Here is a 16,365-nt window from a genome sequence, read left to right as displayed (position 1 = left end):
GGTGGGAGGGCTACTTCCCGGTGCTCCAGGCCGACTTGGTCTGCGGGGTGGTGGTGGGGGCGAACTGGGTGGTGTCGAGGTTGATGTCGGCGTAGAACACGCCGAGGTTGTAGCCGTCGCCGTCGGTGTCGACCGTGATGGTGACGTCGGTGTCGCCGTTGCGGAGGTAGGGCGAGACGTCCCAGCGGGTGGCGTCGTGGCCGAAGTTGTTCCGGGGAGCGGGGTTGCGGGCGGCGGTGATGCCGGCGCCGGGGATGTCGACGGTGGAGTTGAAGGCGTCGTCGGCGGGGTGGTTGGCGTCACTGAACGGGGTGAGCGGGCCGTTGGTGGACTTCAGGGACATGGTGTCGCCGTTCCACTTGTGGTCGCCGTCGTAGACCACCCAGCCGAGGTGGCCGGAGACCGGGCCGGTGGCGGGGGCCTTGATGCCGGTCAGGGTGCCGCTCAGGGCGGGGGAGTTGGGGAGCTCGGGCTGGAAGCCGTCCCAGACGTGGACGTGGCGCAGCGGCTCGCAGGGGTCCTCGTAGGCGACGACGAGGGTCCAGCCGCCCCAGCTGTGCGGCTTGACGACGGAGTCCATGTTGGCGCCGGTGTAGGTGCCGGGGCCGTGCTGCCGGACGAGTTCGGTGACGTCGGCGGAGGCCTGGTAGCTGCTCTCGTCGTCGGTGGTGATGTAGCCGATGGAGGGCTGGTCGTTCGGGATGTTGGTGTACTGGGCGTCGCCCGGGAGCTTGAGGTAGATCTCGTCGATCTGGCTCTCGGGCAGGACCACGCCGTCGATGCCGCGGGTGCCGCCCCAGTAGAGGCGGGCGTACCTGACCGCGGAGCCTTCGGGGAGGGCGAGGTCGGCCGAGCTTGCCGAGTAGACGGCGTCGCCGAACGGGCCGATGCTGCCGGGGTCGATGTTGACGTACTTCATCTCGTAGTTGTTGTTGATCGGCCGGCTGCCGGCGCCGGTGCGGGCCTGCTCGCACGGAGGCTGGGCGGGGTCGACGGGGGGTTTGGTCTCGTCACAGGTCATCAGGGAGTTGCTGATGTGGGTGACGGAACCGTGGAAGTTCCCCTCGAAACGGGTTTCGAACGGCAGCCGGTTCTCGGCGAGGGTGATCGAGGACGCCTGGACGTCGTCGGCGGCCCGGGACTGGGCGGCGGGCGCGGCGAGCGTGCAGGCCGCGGCGGTGACGGCCACCGCGAGGGCGAGCGTGCGGGGCGAGGAGCGGCGGAGGTGACGGTGGGACAACTTTGCCTCCCGGCTGGTGCGTATACGGACTCCTTTACGGGACCACTGACCGGACTGTTCATCAGCTGATTGGACCGATCGGGGGCGCGGCGTCGCTCCGCTCGCTCCAGGGCCTACGCGGCCTGGTTGGCGCGGAAGGCGCGCCGGTAGGCGGCGGGCGTGGTGCGCAGCGCCTCGTGGAAGCGTCGGCGCAGGTTGACGGCCGAGGAGAGGCCGACCCGGTGGGCGATGGTCTCCACCGGGAGGTCGGTCTCCTCCAGCAGGGCCCGGGTGGCGGCGATCCGACGGTCCATCAGCCAGCGGCCGGGGCTGATGCCCAGCTGCTCGGTGAAGCGCCGGGTCAGGGTGCGGGCCGAGACCTGGGAGTGGGCCGCCATCTCGGCGACGCTGACCGGCTGGTGCAGTCGGCCGGCCAGCCAGTCGAGCAGCGGGGCCAGTGAGTCGGCGACCGGGCCGGTGGTGGGCAGTTCGGCGTACTGCAGCTGGCAGCCCTCGCGGTGCGGTGGCATCACCAGCTGCCGGGCGATCCGCATCGCGTACGCGGCGCCGTGGTCGGTGCGCACCAGGTGCAGGCAGAGGTCCACGCCGGCCGCCGAACCGGCGCTGGTGGCGACGTCGCCGTGGTCCAGGTAGATCACCGCCGGGTCGACCAGGACCCGGGGGAAGCGGGCGGCCAGCTCGGCGGCCTGGGCCCAGTGGGTGGCGGCCCGGCGGCCGTCCAGCAGCCCGGCGGAGGCGAGCACGAAGGAGCCCGAGCAGAGGCTGACGATCCGTGCGCCACGCCCGTGCGCGCGGAGCACCGCCGCGACCACGCCGGGGGCACCTCGGTGCCGGCCGGCTGCTGCCAGCCGGGGATCAGCACGGTGTCCGCGCGCTCCAGCGCGTCCAGGCCCGCCGTGACCAGCAGCTCGTAGCCGGCCAGGGTGCGGACCGGGCCCGGGTGTTCGGTGCAGACCTCGAAGCTGTAGCGGGCGGGGACCGCCTGGCCGTGGTCGGCGAACACCTCGGTCGCACAGGCCAGCGGGAAGGTCGACTGCGGGGGCTGCAGCAGGGCCACCACCCGGTGCGGCGGCGGGGACGGGGCCAGATGCGGAGGTGTCATGGCGGGAAAGTACCCCATCATGTCGTTCCGGACACTGGGGTGGCCGCCTGCCGCGCACCAGGATCGACGCGTGACCATCACCGCGCAGCCGCACACCCCTACCCAACCACCGCCCGCCCGGCCCCCGTTGTGGGACCGGCGCTTCACGCTCTACTTCACCGCCCGCACGGTCTCGCTGGTCGGCGACGCGATGCTGCCGGTGGCCGCCGCGCTCGCGGTCGGCACGCTGTACGGGATCTCCGGCGTCGGCTTCGTACTCGGCACCTGGACCGGGACGTTCGTGCTGCTGGTGCTGTTCGGCGGGGTGTTCGCCGACCGGTTCGGCGCGCGGCGGATGATGGTCGGCGCCGACCTCGCCCGGGTGCTCACCCAAGGGGTGCTGGCGGTCGCGTTCTTCGTCGGGCCGCCGCCGTTCTGGCTGCTGGTGACGATGGCGGCGCTGGCCGGTGCGGCCGTCGCGATGTTCCTGCCCGGGGTGAACGGGATGGTCCCGCTGGTCGCGAGCGAGCCGCAGCGGGCCAACGGGACGCTGAAGGTGGCCGACGCACTCGCCCACCTGCTCGGCCCCGCCCTGGCCGGGGTGCTGGTCACCTGGACCGGCGCGGTGACGGTGTACGCGATCGACGCCGGCACCTTCGCGCTCAGCGCCCTGTGCCTGGGGCTGATCCGGCCGGCCCCCACCGTGGAGGCCAACCCGGCTGCGCGTAACGGGAGTTCGCTGCTCCGTGAGCTGCGCCAGGGCTGGCAGGAGTTCCGGGCGCGGACCTGGATGTGGGCGGTGATCGTGACCTGGCTGGCCTTCGGAGTGCTGGTCTTCGGCCCGCTGGTCCCGCTCGGCTCGGCGGTGGTCAACGCCCGGCTCGGCCCGAACGCCTACGGCCTGGCGGTCTCCTGCCTCGGCGTCGGCACGGTGCTCGGCGGCCTGCTGGCGGTCCGGCTGCGCCCGCCCCGGCCGCTGGCCGCCGGGGCGGTGGCGCTGGTGCTCTACGCCGCGCTGCCGCTCGCCGTGGCACTGGGCTCCGACCTGCCCTGGCTGCTGGCGGGCCACGCGCTGGGCGGCGGCGGCCTGGCGTTCTGGTCGGTGATGTGGGCGACCAGCGTGCAGACGCACACGCCGCCCGCAGTGCTCAACCGGGTCACCGCGTACGAGCTGGCCGGTTCGGTGTCCGGGATCGCGCTGGGCCAGATCCTGGCCGGGCCGGCCACCGGACTCGCCTCCCCGGAGCGGCTGTTGCTGGTGTCGGCGGCCGCCTGCGTGGTGGGGTGTGCGGTGCTGCTGGCCGTCCCGGCGATCCGTACGCTGCGGGGCTGACGGGGGTTCAGGCGTCCGGTTCGGCCTGGTGGCCGACGGCCTTGCGGGGCAGGGCCAGGCAGAGCACCGCGCACAGCAGGTAGGCACCGACGGCCCAGGGGCCGGCCTGGGTGAGGGCGCCGGTGAGGCCCTGGTCGGCGTGCGAGAAGAAGACGTTGCCGATCACGGCGACCCCCAGCGCTCCGCCGAACTGCTGGGCGGTGGACAGGATTCCGGCGGCGCCGCCGGCCAGCGGGCCGGGCACGGTGCCCAGGATGGTGTTGACCAGCGGGATGACCAGCAGGATCAGGCCGACACCCGCCAGGAACAGTCCGGGCACCAGTGGCCAGGCGCCGGTGTGGACGGCGGCCGCGTCCTCGGCGGCCCGGCTGACCCAGAACAGTCCGCCGGCCATCACCAGGGCGCCGGCGATCAGGACGGTGTGGCCCAGCCTGGCGGCCAGCGGGTCGACGGCGGGGGCGGCGAGGACGGAGCCCGCGCTGAAGGCCACCATCAGCAGACCGGCCTCGGTCGGGGTGTAGCCCTGGCCGGTCTGCAGCCAGACGGTGAGGACCAGCATGAAGCCGGACATGCCGCCGTAGAACAGGAGTTGGATGAGCAGCCCGGCGCTGAAGGCGGGCTTCCGGAACAGGCCGGTGGGCAGCAGGGGGTGCTCGACGCCGCGCCTCTTCTCCCACCCGGTCAGGGCGGCGATCGCGAGGATTCCGGCGGCCAGGCAGAGCCAGCCCCACAGCGGCCAGCCGTTGGAGCGGCCCTGCACCAGTGGCAGCACGATCGCCACCAGGCCCGCGGCCAGCACCAGGTTGCCCGGCAGGTCGATCCGGCCGCTGAACCGGCGGTCCCTGGAGTCGGGGATCCACTTCGCGCCCAGCGCCAGGACCAGGACGGCCAGCGGAAGGTTGATGGCGAAGATGGTGCGCCAGCCCCAGCCGAACAGGTCCCAGTCCGTCAGCACGCCGCCGAGCAGCACGCCGACGGCGGTGGAGAGCCCGGCAATCGCCCCGTACAGGGCGAAGGCCCGGCCGCGCTCCTCGCCGTCGAACATGGTCCGGAACGAGGCGAGGACCTGGGGCATGATGACGGCGGCGGCCACGCCCTGGACACCGCGCGAGGCGATCAGCATCCCGGCGCTGCCGGCGACCGCGCTGGCCAGACTGGCCAGCGCGAACGCGCCGACACCGGTCAGGAACAGGTTCTTGCGGCCGTACCGGTCCCCGAGGTGGCCGGCGACGATCAGGGTGGCGGCGAAGCCCAGCATGTAGGCCGACACCGTCCACTGCAGCTCGGCCGGGCCGGCGCCGAGGCCCGTGCCGATGGACGGCAGCGCGGTGTTCACGATCGATCCGTCGATCATGTCCAGGAGCACCGCGAGGATCATCACGAGCGCGGCGGCCCAACGCTTCGGGTAGGGCGCCGCCGGGTCGGCGGTGAGGGCGGTGCCCTCGGTGTCGGTCGTGCTGGACGACATGGTGTCGACTCCCTCATTCGTCTTGATGCTCATGTATCTTGGTTATCAAGGTAATGAACACGATGCGGGGAGATATCTCGAATGTCAAGCGGAATGGATCCGGTCACCGCGCGGCTCGGGGCGGCGGTGCAGAGCTACCAGGGGGCGGTCGACGACTTCGACCGCGAGCTGGCCCGCCTGCTGGGCGTCAACGAGACCGATCTGCGCTGCCTGGAGATCCTCCTCACGGTCGAGGAGACCGCCCCCCGCGAGCTGAGCCGCCTGCTGGGCCTGACCACCGGGAGCGTCACCACCATGCTCGACCGGCTGGAGAAGCTGGCCTACCTCACCCGCACCCCACACCCCACGGACCGGCGCAGGACCCTGGTCCGGATCACGCCGGAGGCCGCCCGGCGCTGCTACGGCCTGATCGGGCCGTTCGTCGACGACGCGACCCGGCAGGTGGGCGACCGCTACACCCCCGAACAGCTGGAGCTGGTCACCGACTTCCTCACGTTCACCCGCGACATCCAGCAGCAGCACGTCGAGAAGCTGCGCGGGACACCCGCCGCCGGCCCCTCGCGGACGGGCGGCCGCCAGGCCCCCGGCCCCCGGGGCGGCACGGGCTGATCGCCGGTCGGGAACGGCCGATGGCCGCCCCCTTCCGAAGGGGCGGCCATCAGGTGGTGCGGATTCAGGAGGTCGGGTTGCCGACCAGCTGGAGCGGGCCGTTCAGGGTGTTCGGCGTGCAGCCGGGGCCGGTGAGGGTGAGGTGGTCGCGGGTGTTCACGATGCTCATCGGGCCGGTGAGGACGGTGCCGCAGAGCTGGACGGTGGCCGCGCCGACCGCCTGGACGGGCCCGGTGACCGAGGAGCCCTTGACGACCAGGCTCGCCCCGGCGCGGACCACGATCGGGCCGGTCTGCCGGGCGTTGGTCAGGCAGGTGGTGCCGTTCGAGACCACCAGCGGGCCGGTGCGGCGGCCGGTGACGGTGGTGGTGCAGGCCGGGCCGGTGGGGACCTTCGCGCGGAAGTCCAGGGCGTACGCCAGCTTGCCGGGCTTGGCCTCGGTGATCGGGGCGCTGAGCTTGCCGAACTCGCCGCCGGTCGGCTTCTTGCCGGCGTTCCAGGGGTTGAGACGTCCGAGCTCGGCGGCGGTCCGGCCGTCGGCGGTGACCACGGTGTCCCCCGGGAGGGCGGACATCGCCTGCGAGGCGGTGCGGACGGCCGCCAGGTAGGAGGCGGAGTCGGTGGTGTCGTACGAGCCGGGCAGGCCGATGCCCTGGCCGCGCAGCCAGTCGCCCCAGGTGAACTCGAGGTACTCGGCGGCGTCGGAGGGCACCGTGTAGCCGATGTCGCGGGTGAAGTAGACCAGGCTGCGGTACGGGTCGTCGTGGAAGTACGCCAGGCCCAGGTGCGGCGGCAGCTGCTCGACGGTGACCGGCTGGTTCTTCTCGTCGAGCAGGCGGACCCAGTGGTGCTCCTGCATGGCCTGCCAGAAGGCGGCCTGCGAGAGCTTGCCGTAGTTGGCCTGGACGATCAGGCGGATGTGCAGGCCGGGCCCGCCGTCCGGGGCTTCCAGGAAGGAGGTCAGGGTGTGGTGACCGTCCGTCAGGTAGAGCGCGCCGCCCGGGCCCACCACGACGGTCTTCATCTCGGCCCGGCCGGCGGCGGTCTCCTGGCCCAGCGCGACGGTGCAGGTGAAGGTGGCCGGGTCGGCGAGCCGCGCGCCCGGCTGGACGGTGGCGGCCACGCCCTGGCCGTTGGTCTCGCACCAGTCGTCGAAACGCTTGTTGACGTTGCCGTTCAGCTCGTCCTTGGCGGAGGTGTAGCGGCCGAGCTTGTAGTACACCTCGTCGTAGCCGACCGCCGACTGGGTCGGGCGGAGCTGATCGAGCGTCACGTCCAGCAGGTCACCGGGCTGGGCCTGCAGCGCCGCACCCGGTGTCGGCGCGGTGGCGGCGCCCGCAGGGGCGGCCAGGCAGGTCAGACCGCCCAGCGCGAGCGCACCCGCGGCAGCGGCGGCGAGCACGCCGCGACCCGGGCGGCGGTGCTGCGGGGACGGCGCGGGGGCGGGGCCGGTGCTCATGGGTTCTCCTGCGGATCGGCGGCTGAAAGCAATCGCTGCTGGCGCACATCCACCCATCACCCGCGGCTCAACCGGTGGCCGCAGGGTGATCCCCAGATGTCGGAGGCATGAACCCTGTGGACCGGCGGCCCTGACCCGCCCTCAGGACCCGACTCCGCGGGACCCGGCCGGGGCTGACGTCCCGGCAGGCCGGTGCCTCCACGGAGGCACCATCAGGCAGGCTGCCAGAGTTCGATCCGGTTGCCCTCGGGGTCGGTGACCCAGCCGAAGCTGCCGACGCCCGCCATCTCCTGGGTCTCCGCCGCGACGTCGGCCCCCTTGGCGCGCAGCTGCGCGAGCATCGCCGCCAGGTCGCGGACCCGGAAGTTGAGCATGGTCTGCTGAGCGGGGGAGCCGAAGTAGTCGGTGTCGGACTCGAAGGCCGCGAACACCGTCGGCCCGGCCTCCTGCCGCCAGAGACCGTTCCCGTCGGCGTCCAGGCCCAGGCAGTCGCGGTACCAGGCGCTCAGGGCGACCGGGTCGGCGGCGCGCAGGAAGTGTCCACCGATGCCAAGCACTCGTTCCATCCGGCCATCCTGCCAGCACGGCGCCCCGGGTGTACTGCCGACGGTCCGTCAACCGTCCGGCCCCGTGGTCCCGGGACGGGTCGATCGCCCGATCGGCGGCCACGTCGCGACAGCGCCGCCCGCCCGGCCGACGATGGGCGGACGCGGGTCTTCGACGCCCGCATCCCTGGAGGCACCATGAACGACCCGGGCCCGGACCCGACGCAGCCCACCACCGCGTTCGTGCTCGGGGGTGGCGGCGGCCTGGGCGGGTTCCAGGCCGGCATGCTCCGAGCCCTGTTCGAGCGCGGGATCAAACCCGACCTGATCGTCGGGACCTCGATCGGCAGCCTGCAGGGCGCGATCGTCGCGGCGAACCCGACGCTCTCCTCCTGCATCCAGCTGGACGAGTTCTGGGAGGACTTCGTCACCATGCGGGTGATGCGACCGCGCCTGCGGGGCTTCCTGAGCAACGCCCGGCACGTCCGCGCGGGGCTCACCACCAACGATCCGGTGGTCGGACTCATCACCCGGCACTTCGGGGCGGGCACCCGGTTCGAGGACCTGCAGGTCCCGTTCCAGTGCGCGGCGACCTCGATCGAGGACGCCTGTGTCCGGTACTTCGAGCGCGGACCGCTGCAGCCCGCGCTGCTCGCCTCGACCACCGTGCCCGGGCTGTGGCCGCCGGTACGGATCGAAGGGCGGCACTACCTCGACGGCGGGCTGGTGGACAGCCTGCCGGTCGGCCGGGCGACGAGCCTCGGGGCGACCACGGTCTACGTCCTGCAGCTGCGGCAGACCGACACCGCGCTCACGGTGCCCACCATGCCCTGGCAGCTGGTCCAGGTCGCGTTCGAGGCCAGCCGGCGCAACCAGGTGCTCTCCGAACTCGCCCGCACCCGTCCCGGCGTCACCGTCCACGTGCTGCCGAGCGGCGAGGACGGCGTGGTGCGCAAGGCGGCCGCCCCCTGGACCTCGGTCCGCCAGGAGCTCCAGGACATCCGCCGGCGGATCACGGTCGGCTACGACTCGGCCCGGGCCTACCTGGAAGCCACCCACTCGACCGTCCGGGCGTGACGGACGGCTGCTCCACCTCGAAGCGGCCCGGGCGGGCCGGGGACGTACGGCCGGTCGGAAAGGGTGCTGGACGGATGACGAACGAGGCTGCGCCGACGCTGGTCCCGGCCGTACCGTACGCGGGCACCCGCAAGGCGGCGGGCCGCGCGGCGGGTGTGCTGGCCGAGATCGCGGTGCTGGTCGGGGGAGTCGTCCTCGCGCTGTCGGCGGCCCCCGGCCTGGTCCTGCTGCGGCTCCTGCTGCCGGTGCTGCCCGGGCCGGTCCGGGCGGTGGCCCGGCTGGTCCTGCTGTACGGCGTGTACCTGGTGGTCTTCGAGCTGCCCGTGCTCTGGGCGGTGCTGCGGCTGCGGGCCACCCCGCCGCCCGCCGGGCAGGGGCGGTACCAGACCCACCTGCCGGTCCTGCGCCGGGCGAGCGCCCGCTTCTTCGGGCCGGGGCTGACCGCGGTCGGCCTCCGGCCGCAGGTGGAGCAGCCGGTGCTGGACCCGAGCCGGCCGGTGGTGCTGTTGATGCGTCATGCCGGTGTGCTGAACACCCAGCTGGCCCTGCACTTCATGGTCAACCGGCTGGAGCGGGTGCCGCACGCGATCTGCAAGCGCGCGGTGACCGCCGACCCCGCGCTGGCGGCGCTGATCCGTCCGCTCGCCCTGTACCCCATCCGCTGGGACACGGCGGGGCGGTTCCGGGCGCTGCGTCACCTGATGGGCATCGGACGGGAGCTCGGCGCCGGCGACGTCGCCGTGGTCTTCCCGGAGGGCACGAACTTCAGCCGCCGCCGACAGCGCCGGGCCGCCGCCGGTCCGGCGGGCGCGGTGGCCGGGGGCTGCGTGCTCCCGGCGATGTCGGGCGGGGCCCGTGCGGTGCTCACCGCCGCCCCGGAGGCCCAGATCCTGTTCGTGGGGCACACCGGCCTGGAGGACCTGCTGCCCTGGCGGCTCGGCGCGGGGTACCCGTCGTCCGGCCGGGGCCGTTTCCGGGTCGCCTGCTGGAGCGTCGAGCGCAGCGAAGTCCCCAGGAGCAAGGACGAGTTCGCCCGCTGGCTGGATCTGCAGTGGGTGACGATGGACGGCTGGATCCGGGCGGCCAGGGCGGAGCGCGGCTGACCCGGCGGGGCTCGTCCGCGCGGCTGACCGGCAGGCACCGGTGCGAGGGGGCAGCGAGCCCACGTACCCGGATGGTGGACCCGGCGGTGCGCCTGCCGGGGGCGGCGGACGGTGCTGCCTAGGGTCGGCCCAATGTGGCAGGACATGTTCCACGCGGGTGTCCCCTACGCCGAGAAGGCGATCCGTACGGTCGCGGTCTACCTCGCGCTGCTGGTGCTGCTGCGCCTGGTCGGCAAACGCGGGCTGGCCCAGCTCAACACCTTCGACCTGGTGGTCATGCTGCTGCTCTCCAACGTGGTGCAGAACGCGGTCATCGGTGACGACAACTCGCTCAGCGGCGGACTGTTCGGCGCGGTGGTGCTGCTGTTCGCCGACTCGGTGCTGGTCCGGCAGGCCGCCCGCTGGCCGAAGTTCAACCGGCTGTTCCAGGGCACCGCGACGGTGCTGGCCCGGGACGGCCGGTACGACTTGCAGATGATCCGTCGTCAGGGGCTGCGGACCGCCGACCTGGACGTCGCCGTGCACCACCAGGGCGGTGACGGCATCGAGGAGGCGGCCCTGGTGGTGCTGGAGCCGGGCGGCACGCTGCTGGTCGAACTCCGGCCCGGCGACCAGGTGGCGGACAAGGACGACGTGGCCGCGCTGCGCGCCCTGCTGGCCCGGATCGAGGCCCGGCTGCCGGCCGGCTGAACCCGCGGATCGCGGTGGCGGACGGCGTGGCGGTCCGGCGACTCCGACCCGGCGCCGCACAGTGTCCGCATGAGGCGTGCCACCCGTGTCACCACCCTGCTCACCCTGGTTGCGGTCGTCGTGGGAGCGGCGACCGTCGTGTCCCGGGCCGACGCCGCGTCAGGACAGCTCCGCGAGCAGGTGGTTCCCGGCGTGGAGTACCGGGCGTTCACCTTCCCGACCTCGCACGGGGCAGCCGGGGTGCACGTGGTGACCGCCCGGCTGGACCGGGCCGGGGTGCGGGCGGGCCTGCTGCACGCCGGTGCGGTCTCGGCCCGCAGACCGGTCTCGGCGATGGCGCGGGACCTGGGGGCCGTCGCCGCGGTCAACGGCGACTTCTTCCACCTGACCGAGGACCAGCACCCCGGGGTGCCGGCCACGGGAGCACCGTCGGGCCCCGCGGTGCTGGACGGGCTGCCGCTGAAGGGCGCGGTCCCCAGGGCGCAGCGGTTCGGCTGGGCGATGCCGCCCGGTGGCAGTGTGGAGGACGTCTTCGGGGTGGGTGTGGACGGCAGGGCGCGGCTGGGCCGGCTGACGCTGCACGGGTCGATCCGGACACCGGACGGAGTGGCGGAACTCGGGGGCCTCAACCAGTACGCGCTGCCGGTCGGCGGCATCGGGGCGTTCACCCCGGAGTGGGGTGCGGCCTCCCGGGCCCGCGCGGCGTGCGGCAGCGACCAGCGCCGGGCCGATCCCTGCACCGGGGACACCTGGGAGGTGACGATCCGCCAGGGATCGGTGGTGGCGGTCGCGGACACGCCGGGGGCCGGGGCGATCCCGCTCGGCACCACCGTACTGCTCGGCCGGGAGGCGGGAGCCCGGCGCCTGCGTGAGCTGACGGTGGGTGCACCGGTCGACGTCGCGTACGACCTCGACGCCGGCCCGACGGTGCCGTTCGCGTTCGCCCTGGGCGCGCACCCGCTGGTGACGGACCGCCGGCCGCTGCCCGGCCTGGACACCGTCACCGCCGAGCCCCGGGCGGCGGTCGGCATCGCGGAGGACGGCCGGGTCCTGCACCTGCTGTCCACCGACGGCCGGGGAGGTTCCTCCGGCGGGCTGACCGTCGCCGAACTGGCGGACGTCCTGCGCTCGCTGGGCTGCGAGCAGGCGGCGTACCTGGACGGGGGCGGATCGGCCACCCTGGTCACCCGGGGTGCGGGCGGGGTGGCCGTTCGCAACCGCCTGGACCAGGGGCAGGAGCGGCCGGTGCCGAACGGGATCGGTATCTCCGCCACCGGCGCCTGACACCCGTCGGGACCGGCTGTCCTCGCGTTCCGGAAATGGGAAGCAGGTCTTGCCATACCGGAACCAGGGTTCATACTTGAAGGCATGGACGACGCACACGAGCCCCGTACGGCGTGGACGTTCCTGACGAACCACGCGCGGATCCTGCTGCTGGTCTCGCAGGACGAGGAGGTGCGCCTGCGGGATCTGGCGCAGGCGTGCGGCCTGACGGAGCGGGCCGTGCAGGCCATCGTCACCGACCTGGAGGGAGCGGGCTACCTCACCCGGACCCGACACGGCCGCCGTAACCGTTACCAGGTCACCCGCGGCACCCACTTCCGCCACCCGGCCGAGAGTCACCACGAGATCGCCGGGCTGCTCGCCCTGTTCGCGGACCTTCCCGGCGACTCTCCCGCCCCGGCCCCAGCACTCTCCGGTGACCGCCATGACCTCCAGCAGCCCATTTCGTGATCCCCGGTTCCGCTTCCGTCCCGACGCCGCCGACCTCCGGGTCCCCGCCGACTCCGCCGGGTCCGGCGGACCCGTGCACGACAGCGGCCCGCAGCTGGACGTGCGGGTCACGTCCGTCGGCGGCGGACGGTACCGGGCGCGCGTCGCGGGTGACGTCGACCTGGACTCCGCCCGACAGCTGGAGTGGGCGCTCGCCGCAGCGCTGCACACCTCCGAGACGGAACTGGCCGTCGACCTGGCGGCGGTGACCTTCGCGGACTGCGCCGCCCTCAACACCCTGCTGAGGCTGCACACCCTCGCCCGGGAGACCGGCCGGACCTTCGTCCTCGACGCCCCCAGCGCCCAGGTCGAGCGACTGCTGCAACTGACGGGCACCCGTGGGACGTTCACCGTCCGGAGCTCCCCGACGGGGACGGAGCGGGGGGAACCGGTGGCGGATGAGCAGTGAGATCCCCGCCGTGCTGCTTCCCGCTGACGGAGCGCGTGGCTCCGGGAGGGTGAACTCCCGGAGCCACGCCGGTGCATGACGGTCAGGCCGGGGTGATCCGGCCCCGCCAGCCGCCGGTCTCCCGGCCGCGTCCCTCGATGAAGTCCTTGAACCGCGCGAGGTCGCCCTTCACCCGGCGGTCGAGGACGCCGAGCAGGTCGCCCGCCTGCTCCGTGATGCCCTCGGGCTGGAAGTTCATCGCCAGGCTGACCTTGGTGCGGTCGGCGTCGATGGGTTGGAAGGTCACCAGGCCCATCTGCCGGACGTCGCCGTCGACGGTGCGCCAGGCGACGCGCTCGTCGGGCCGCTGGTCCACGATCTCGGCGTCGAACTCCCGCTCCGCACCGGCGATGCTGGTCCGCCAGTGGGTGCGCCGGTCGTCGAGCTGCCTGACCTCCCGGACCCCCGCCATGAACTTCGGGAACTCCTCGAACTGCGTCCACTGGTTGTAGGCGGTGTGCAGCGGGACGTCGACGTCGATCGACTCCTTGACCATGCTCATCGTTTCTCCTCCTCGCAGGTGTCGGCAACCGGGTCCTCCGATCCCGTCGCCGCGCCTGCCCCGCCCGCGCGCGCTCAATCGGGGCACCGGGACATCGCTCCGTGCGGGTGTCCGTCCGTCCGGCTGTCCGAGGGATGGATTCCGGACGGCTGGGCAGGTGCGAGGCGAGCCGGCCCGGTGAGCACCGAGGAAGCCATCAGCAGTGACCAGCCGAGCCCGCAGCACCCGGCCGAGCGGTACCCGAAGCCGCCCTTCGCCGAGCAGAGCCAGACCTACCCGGGGGCGAGCGGGGAGATGGACCCGGAGCCCGACCACGGCGAGGCCACCTACCATCAACAGCGCCTCGGTGCAGGCGTACCAACCCACGCCGCACCTGCTGGACCACGCGGCCACCAAGGGCGCGGTGGTGAACTTCACGAAGGGTCTGGCCCGGCAGCTCGCCCGGACGGTGTGCGGGTCAACGCGGTGGCCCCCGCCGAGATGGCCCCGCTCTACGTCTCCCTGGCCTCGCCGGAGGCGAGTTACGTCACCGGCGAGGTGGTCAACGCGACCGGGGGCAGCCGCTGCCCTGACGGCCGTGCCGGCTTCCGGGCGGCTGCCCAGGTGCCGCGCGAACCGTCGTCGCGGGGCGTTGTTTGGCCGCGCGCAGCTCGGGCAGGCGCCCTCCCAGGCGGTACGACCAGCAGGTGACGGAAGAGGGTGTGCGTCATGGGCGTGCAGCGATTCGCCCTTGCGTTCCCGGGCGATCCGGGCTCCCACGGGGTCCAGGACGTCGTGGTCGTCGAGCGGATCGGCGTGCTCGGGCCGGGTGGCCACCCGGTGTACGCGGACCGGTCGGGGATCGTCCGCGCCGAGATCAGCGATCGTGGCGAGGTGCGGATGCTCGCCAGCGGGGGACACCAGATACCGCGTACGCCGATGGTGGCGGAGCGGCTTCCCGACGGACCGGCCGTGCCGCACCACTGAGGCGGCCGCCGATGGAGAGGAGGGCGTCGTGCCCCGTGGATCGAGCCCCAAGCGGGAACGTCAGTACGAGCACATCAAGGCGAGCGCGCTGGAGCGCGGCGAGAGCGAGCAGCGGGCGGAGGAGATCGCGGCCCGGACGGTGAACAAGGAGCGGGCCCGACACGGCGAGTCGAAGACCGCCAGCCGCTCGTCGTTGCACGACGTGTCCTCCGGTCACCGGGGCGGCAGGCGTTCGCACTCCGGGGCGCAGGGCCTGACCTATGACCAGCTGTACAACGAGGCCAGGCAGCGCAACATCCACGGCCGTTCGAGGATGAACAAGAGGCAGCTCGAACACGCCCTCGGCCGTTGAGCGGTCGTGGCGGCTGCGTTTCGGCCAATCTGAAAGTGGGTCAGTTCGTGGGCGCCGCTGTGGGGTGACTCGGCGGCGGGGTGGACGGCGGGGGTCAGATCCGGACAGGAGTGCGAGTCCGGCTTGCTGACGATCCGTCAGAGTGTGTGGGAATCGTGCTATAAAAACGGCGATCATGTGACCGCATGATCATTCCTCGCGGTCGCCACCACACCGATCGCGTCCTTTGGGAGACCCATGTCCGTCCTGAGCCCACTGCACCGGATCAGCAGTCTCGTCGCACGCACGACGTTCGCCCTGGCGGCGGTGACCGCACTGCTCCTCGCCGGCTTCACCGTCGCGCCCGCAGGCTCGGCGCACGCCGCCGGCCTCGACGGCACCTGGGCCTGCAGCGTCCCGGCCGGCTACACCTACGACCAGGTCCAGCAGACTCGTCAGTGCAGCGGCGGCGCCGGCTGGACGTCCACCGTCTTCCGCCTGCGCACCCCCGCCGAGGGCGTGCTGTCGTGCACCCCGGTCGACGGCTTCGTGTACGACAACGTCACGCTCGGCAGCGCCTGCGCCCAGACCGGCCCGCAGGCCCCCGGTTACCGGCTGCGGACCCCGGTCGACGGCCTGACCGCCTGTGGCGTGAAGCCCGGCTGGACCTACGACCTGATCACGTACACCACCGCGTGCAGCACCACCTCCGGTGTCCCGGCCACGACCTACCGCAACCGCGTCCCGGTCAACGGCCTGTGGGCCTGCTGGGCCCCGGCCGGCTGGACCTACACCGCGACCACCAGCACCTTCGACTGCAGCCTCACCAGCGGTGTGCCGTCCACCAAGTACCGCATCGCCCACTGACGGCGGGTGACGAAGGCCCGGCCCGCCGACGGCGGAGCCGGGCCTTCGTGCTGTGACCGACGAGCCGTCGCCGGAAGTCCCCGGCCGCCACCGGGGAGTGACGGACCCGCAGGTCCGATGCGGGGGGTGGTCAGCTGTCGAGCCAGTCCCGGTAGTGGGTGGACGCCAGGCGGGCGTCGGGGCCGGGGGTGAGGGCGTCGCCGCGGACGGCGGCGAACAGGCCCGCCTGGTCGTCGAGGAGGACGGGGCGCCGGTCGCCGCGCGCGGCGAGGGTCAGGCGGCCGATCTCGTCGAGCGTGAACCGGTCGGGGCCCGCGACGTCCAGGATCCCGTCGAGCGGGGCCGCGGTGGCCACGTCGGCGAGCGCCGTGACGACGTCGGCGCTGGCGATCGGCTGGAGCGGGGTCGCGGGCAGCCGGACCGCGGTCTCGTCCGAGCTCCAGGACATGGTCGGCTCCATGAACTCGAAGAACTGGGTGGCGCGCACGATCGAGTACGGCGTCGGGCCGCCGCGCAGCAGCTGCTCCTGGAGGACCTTGGCGCGGTAGTAGTCCAGCTCGGTGACCTGGTCGACGCCGACGATGGAGAGCACGACCTGGTGGCGCACCCCGGCCCGCTCGCCCGCGGCGAGCAGGTTGCCCATGGTGGTGCGGAAGAAGTCGACGGACCGGGCGTCGAAGGTGGGGGAGTTGGTCACGTTGACGACGGTGTCGGCGTCGGTGAGTGCCTTGTCGACACCCGCCCCCGTGAGCAGGTCGACCCCGGAGGACAGCGACGCGGTGGTCACCCGGTGGCCGCGCGCGGTCAGTTCGGCGGCGAGCTGGGAGCCGATCAGGCCGGTGCCGATGACGGTGATCCTCATGACGTGCCTCC

At 73.1% G+C, this 16,365-nt stretch carries 17 protein-coding genes and 2 pseudogenes; 12 read left to right on the top strand and 7 right to left on the bottom strand.

Features of this window, described 5'->3' with window-relative positions; translation table 11 throughout:
- Positions 1–10: 10 nt before the first annotated feature.
- Together OHV05_RS01070 and OHV05_RS01065 are read right to left on the bottom strand one after the other, a co-directional pair.
- On the bottom strand, positions 11–1,240 hold the full coding sequence (locus OHV05_RS01070; protein ID WP_405015837.1) for a hypothetical protein: 1,230 nt from the start codon (positions 1,238–1,240) through the stop codon (positions 11–13).
- 113 nt (positions 1,241–1,353) lie between these two features.
- A pseudogene (locus OHV05_RS01065) lies at positions 1,354–2,342 on the bottom strand (GlxA family transcriptional regulator).
- A 70-nt stretch (positions 2,343–2,412) separates the two neighbouring features.
- Between OHV05_RS01065 and OHV05_RS01060 the strand changes: the two are divergent.
- Positions 2,413–3,654 (top strand): MFS transporter, encoded by a 1,242-nt coding sequence (locus OHV05_RS01060; RefSeq protein ID WP_405015836.1) that lies wholly within the window; start codon positions 2,413–2,415, stop codon positions 3,652–3,654.
- 7 nt (positions 3,655–3,661) lie between these two features.
- Here OHV05_RS01060 and OHV05_RS01055 read toward each other — a convergent pair whose 3' ends face one another.
- Positions 3,662–5,122, bottom strand: coding sequence for an MFS transporter (locus OHV05_RS01055; RefSeq protein WP_405015835.1), 1,461 nt, complete (start codon positions 5,120–5,122; stop codon positions 3,662–3,664).
- Positions 5,123–5,203: 81 nt separating this feature from the next.
- Here OHV05_RS01055 and OHV05_RS01050 point away from each other — a divergent pair, with 81 nt between their 5' ends.
- Positions 5,204–5,731 carry a MarR family winged helix-turn-helix transcriptional regulator gene (locus tag OHV05_RS01050; RefSeq protein ID WP_405015834.1) on the top strand — a complete coding sequence of 176 codons (528 nt, stop codon included), beginning with the start codon at positions 5,204–5,206 and terminating at the stop codon, positions 5,729–5,731.
- A gap of 64 nt (positions 5,732–5,795) precedes the next feature.
- On the opposite strand, the gene OHV05_RS01045 is transcribed toward OHV05_RS01050, so the two are convergent.
- Complete coding sequence (locus OHV05_RS01045; RefSeq protein WP_405015833.1) at positions 5,796–7,190, bottom strand: ParB/Srx family N-terminal domain-containing protein; 1,395 nt, start codon at positions 7,188–7,190, stop codon at positions 5,796–5,798.
- A gap of 212 nt (positions 7,191–7,402) precedes the next feature.
- Positions 7,403–7,756 carry a VOC family protein gene (locus OHV05_RS01040; RefSeq protein ID WP_403046159.1) on the bottom strand — a complete coding sequence of 118 codons (354 nt, stop codon included), beginning with the start codon at positions 7,754–7,756 and terminating at the stop codon, positions 7,403–7,405.
- 177 nt (positions 7,757–7,933) lie between these two features.
- On the opposite strand from OHV05_RS01040, the gene OHV05_RS01035 reads away from it, so the two are divergent.
- The 6 genes from OHV05_RS01035 to OHV05_RS01010 all read left to right on the top strand — a co-directional run bounded on the left by OHV05_RS01035 (position 7,934) and on the right by OHV05_RS01010 (position 12,787).
- Entirely contained in the window at positions 7,934–8,812 is an 879-nt protein-coding gene (locus OHV05_RS01035; protein WP_405015832.1) for a patatin-like phospholipase family protein, read from the top strand.
- Positions 8,813–8,886: 74 nt separating this feature from the next.
- Positions 8,887–9,915 carry a 1-acyl-sn-glycerol-3-phosphate acyltransferase gene (locus tag OHV05_RS01030; protein ID WP_405015831.1) on the top strand — a complete coding sequence of 343 codons (1,029 nt, stop codon included), beginning with the start codon at positions 8,887–8,889 and terminating at the stop codon, positions 9,913–9,915.
- 132 nt (positions 9,916–10,047) lie between these two features.
- Positions 10,048–10,605, top strand: a complete 558-nt coding sequence (locus OHV05_RS01025; protein WP_405015830.1) for a DUF421 domain-containing protein — start codon at positions 10,048–10,050, stop codon at positions 10,603–10,605.
- A gap of 69 nt (positions 10,606–10,674) precedes the next feature.
- Entirely contained in the window at positions 10,675–11,889 is a 1,215-nt protein-coding gene (locus OHV05_RS01020) for a phosphodiester glycosidase family protein (protein WP_405015829.1), read from the top strand.
- An 84-nt stretch (positions 11,890–11,973) separates the two neighbouring features.
- Positions 11,974–12,339 (top strand): helix-turn-helix transcriptional regulator, encoded by a 366-nt coding sequence (locus tag OHV05_RS01015; protein ID WP_405015828.1) that lies wholly within the window; start codon positions 11,974–11,976, stop codon positions 12,337–12,339.
- Positions 12,314–12,787: an STAS domain-containing protein gene (locus OHV05_RS01010; RefSeq protein WP_405015827.1), complete on the top strand. Its 474-nt coding sequence runs from the start codon at positions 12,314–12,316 to the stop codon at positions 12,785–12,787. The genes OHV05_RS01015 and OHV05_RS01010 overlap by 26 nt, the downstream gene beginning before the upstream one ends.
- A gap of 82 nt (positions 12,788–12,869) precedes the next feature.
- Here OHV05_RS01010 and OHV05_RS01005 read toward each other — a convergent pair whose 3' ends face one another.
- A complete protein-coding gene (locus OHV05_RS01005; protein WP_405015826.1) occupies positions 12,870–13,328 on the bottom strand; it encodes an SRPBCC family protein in 459 nt (152 codons plus the stop codon).
- A gap of 331 nt (positions 13,329–13,659) precedes the next feature.
- Between OHV05_RS01005 and OHV05_RS01000 the strand changes: the two are divergent.
- The 4 genes and pseudogenes from OHV05_RS01000 to OHV05_RS00985 form a co-directional block, all read left to right on the top strand.
- Positions 13,660–13,898, top strand: a pseudogene (locus OHV05_RS01000) (SDR family oxidoreductase); the annotation flags it as partial.
- Positions 13,899–14,036: 138 nt separating this feature from the next.
- On the top strand, positions 14,037–14,294 hold the full coding sequence (locus tag OHV05_RS00995) for a DUF6296 family protein (RefSeq protein WP_405015825.1): 258 nt from the start codon (positions 14,037–14,039) through the stop codon (positions 14,292–14,294).
- A 28-nt stretch (positions 14,295–14,322) separates the two neighbouring features.
- A complete protein-coding gene (locus OHV05_RS00990; protein ID WP_405015824.1) occupies positions 14,323–14,646 on the top strand; it encodes a plasmid stabilization protein in 324 nt (107 codons plus the stop codon).
- A 237-nt stretch (positions 14,647–14,883) separates the two neighbouring features.
- Entirely contained in the window at positions 14,884–15,492 is a 609-nt protein-coding gene (locus OHV05_RS00985; protein WP_405015823.1) for a hypothetical protein, read from the top strand.
- A 130-nt stretch (positions 15,493–15,622) separates the two neighbouring features.
- On the opposite strand, the gene OHV05_RS00980 is transcribed toward OHV05_RS00985, so the two are convergent.
- Entirely contained in the window at positions 15,623–16,354 is a 732-nt protein-coding gene (locus OHV05_RS00980; protein WP_405015822.1) for an SDR family oxidoreductase, read from the bottom strand.
- Positions 16,355–16,365: the final 11 nt, after the last annotated feature.

It is taken from the genome of Kitasatospora sp. NBC_00070, from assembly GCF_045041205.1.
Lineage (GTDB): Bacteria > Actinomycetota > Actinomycetes > Streptomycetales > Streptomycetaceae > Kitasatospora.
This window is presented reverse-complemented; position numbering and strand designations above follow the sequence as displayed.

Bases quoted from the DNA above. Each gene is read 5' to 3' on its own strand.
- OHV05_RS01055 (WP_405015835.1), bottom strand. From the start codon at position 5,122: ATGTCGTCCAGCACGACCGACACCGAGGGCACCGCCCTCACCGCCGAC.
- OHV05_RS01050 (WP_405015834.1), top strand. From the start codon at position 5,204: ATGTCAAGCGGAATGGATCCGGTCACCGCGCGGCTCGGGGCGGCGGTG.
- OHV05_RS01045 (WP_405015833.1), bottom strand. From the start codon at position 7,190: ATGAGCACCGGCCCCGCCCCCGCGCCGTCCCCGCAGCACCGCCGCCCG.
- OHV05_RS01040 (WP_403046159.1), bottom strand. From the start codon at position 7,756: ATGGAACGAGTGCTTGGCATCGGTGGACACTTCCTGCGCGCCGCCGAC.
- OHV05_RS01035 (WP_405015832.1), top strand. From the start codon at position 7,934: ATGAACGACCCGGGCCCGGACCCGACGCAGCCCACCACCGCGTTCGTG.
- OHV05_RS01030 (WP_405015831.1), top strand. From the start codon at position 8,887: ATGACGAACGAGGCTGCGCCGACGCTGGTCCCGGCCGTACCGTACGCG.
- OHV05_RS01025 (WP_405015830.1), top strand. From the start codon at position 10,048: ATGTGGCAGGACATGTTCCACGCGGGTGTCCCCTACGCCGAGAAGGCG.
- OHV05_RS01020 (WP_405015829.1), top strand. From the start codon at position 10,675: ATGAGGCGTGCCACCCGTGTCACCACCCTGCTCACCCTGGTTGCGGTC.
- OHV05_RS01015 (WP_405015828.1), top strand. From the start codon at position 11,974: ATGGACGACGCACACGAGCCCCGTACGGCGTGGACGTTCCTGACGAAC.
- OHV05_RS01010 (WP_405015827.1), top strand. From the start codon at position 12,314: ATGACCTCCAGCAGCCCATTTCGTGATCCCCGGTTCCGCTTCCGTCCC.
- OHV05_RS01005 (WP_405015826.1), bottom strand. From the start codon at position 13,328: ATGAGCATGGTCAAGGAGTCGATCGACGTCGACGTCCCGCTGCACACC.
- OHV05_RS00995 (WP_405015825.1), top strand. From the start codon at position 14,037: ATGGGCGTGCAGCGATTCGCCCTTGCGTTCCCGGGCGATCCGGGCTCC.
- OHV05_RS00985 (WP_405015823.1), top strand. From the start codon at position 14,884: ATGTCCGTCCTGAGCCCACTGCACCGGATCAGCAGTCTCGTCGCACGC.
- OHV05_RS00980 (WP_405015822.1), bottom strand. From the start codon at position 16,354: ATGAGGATCACCGTCATCGGCACCGGCCTGATCGGCTCCCAGCTCGCC.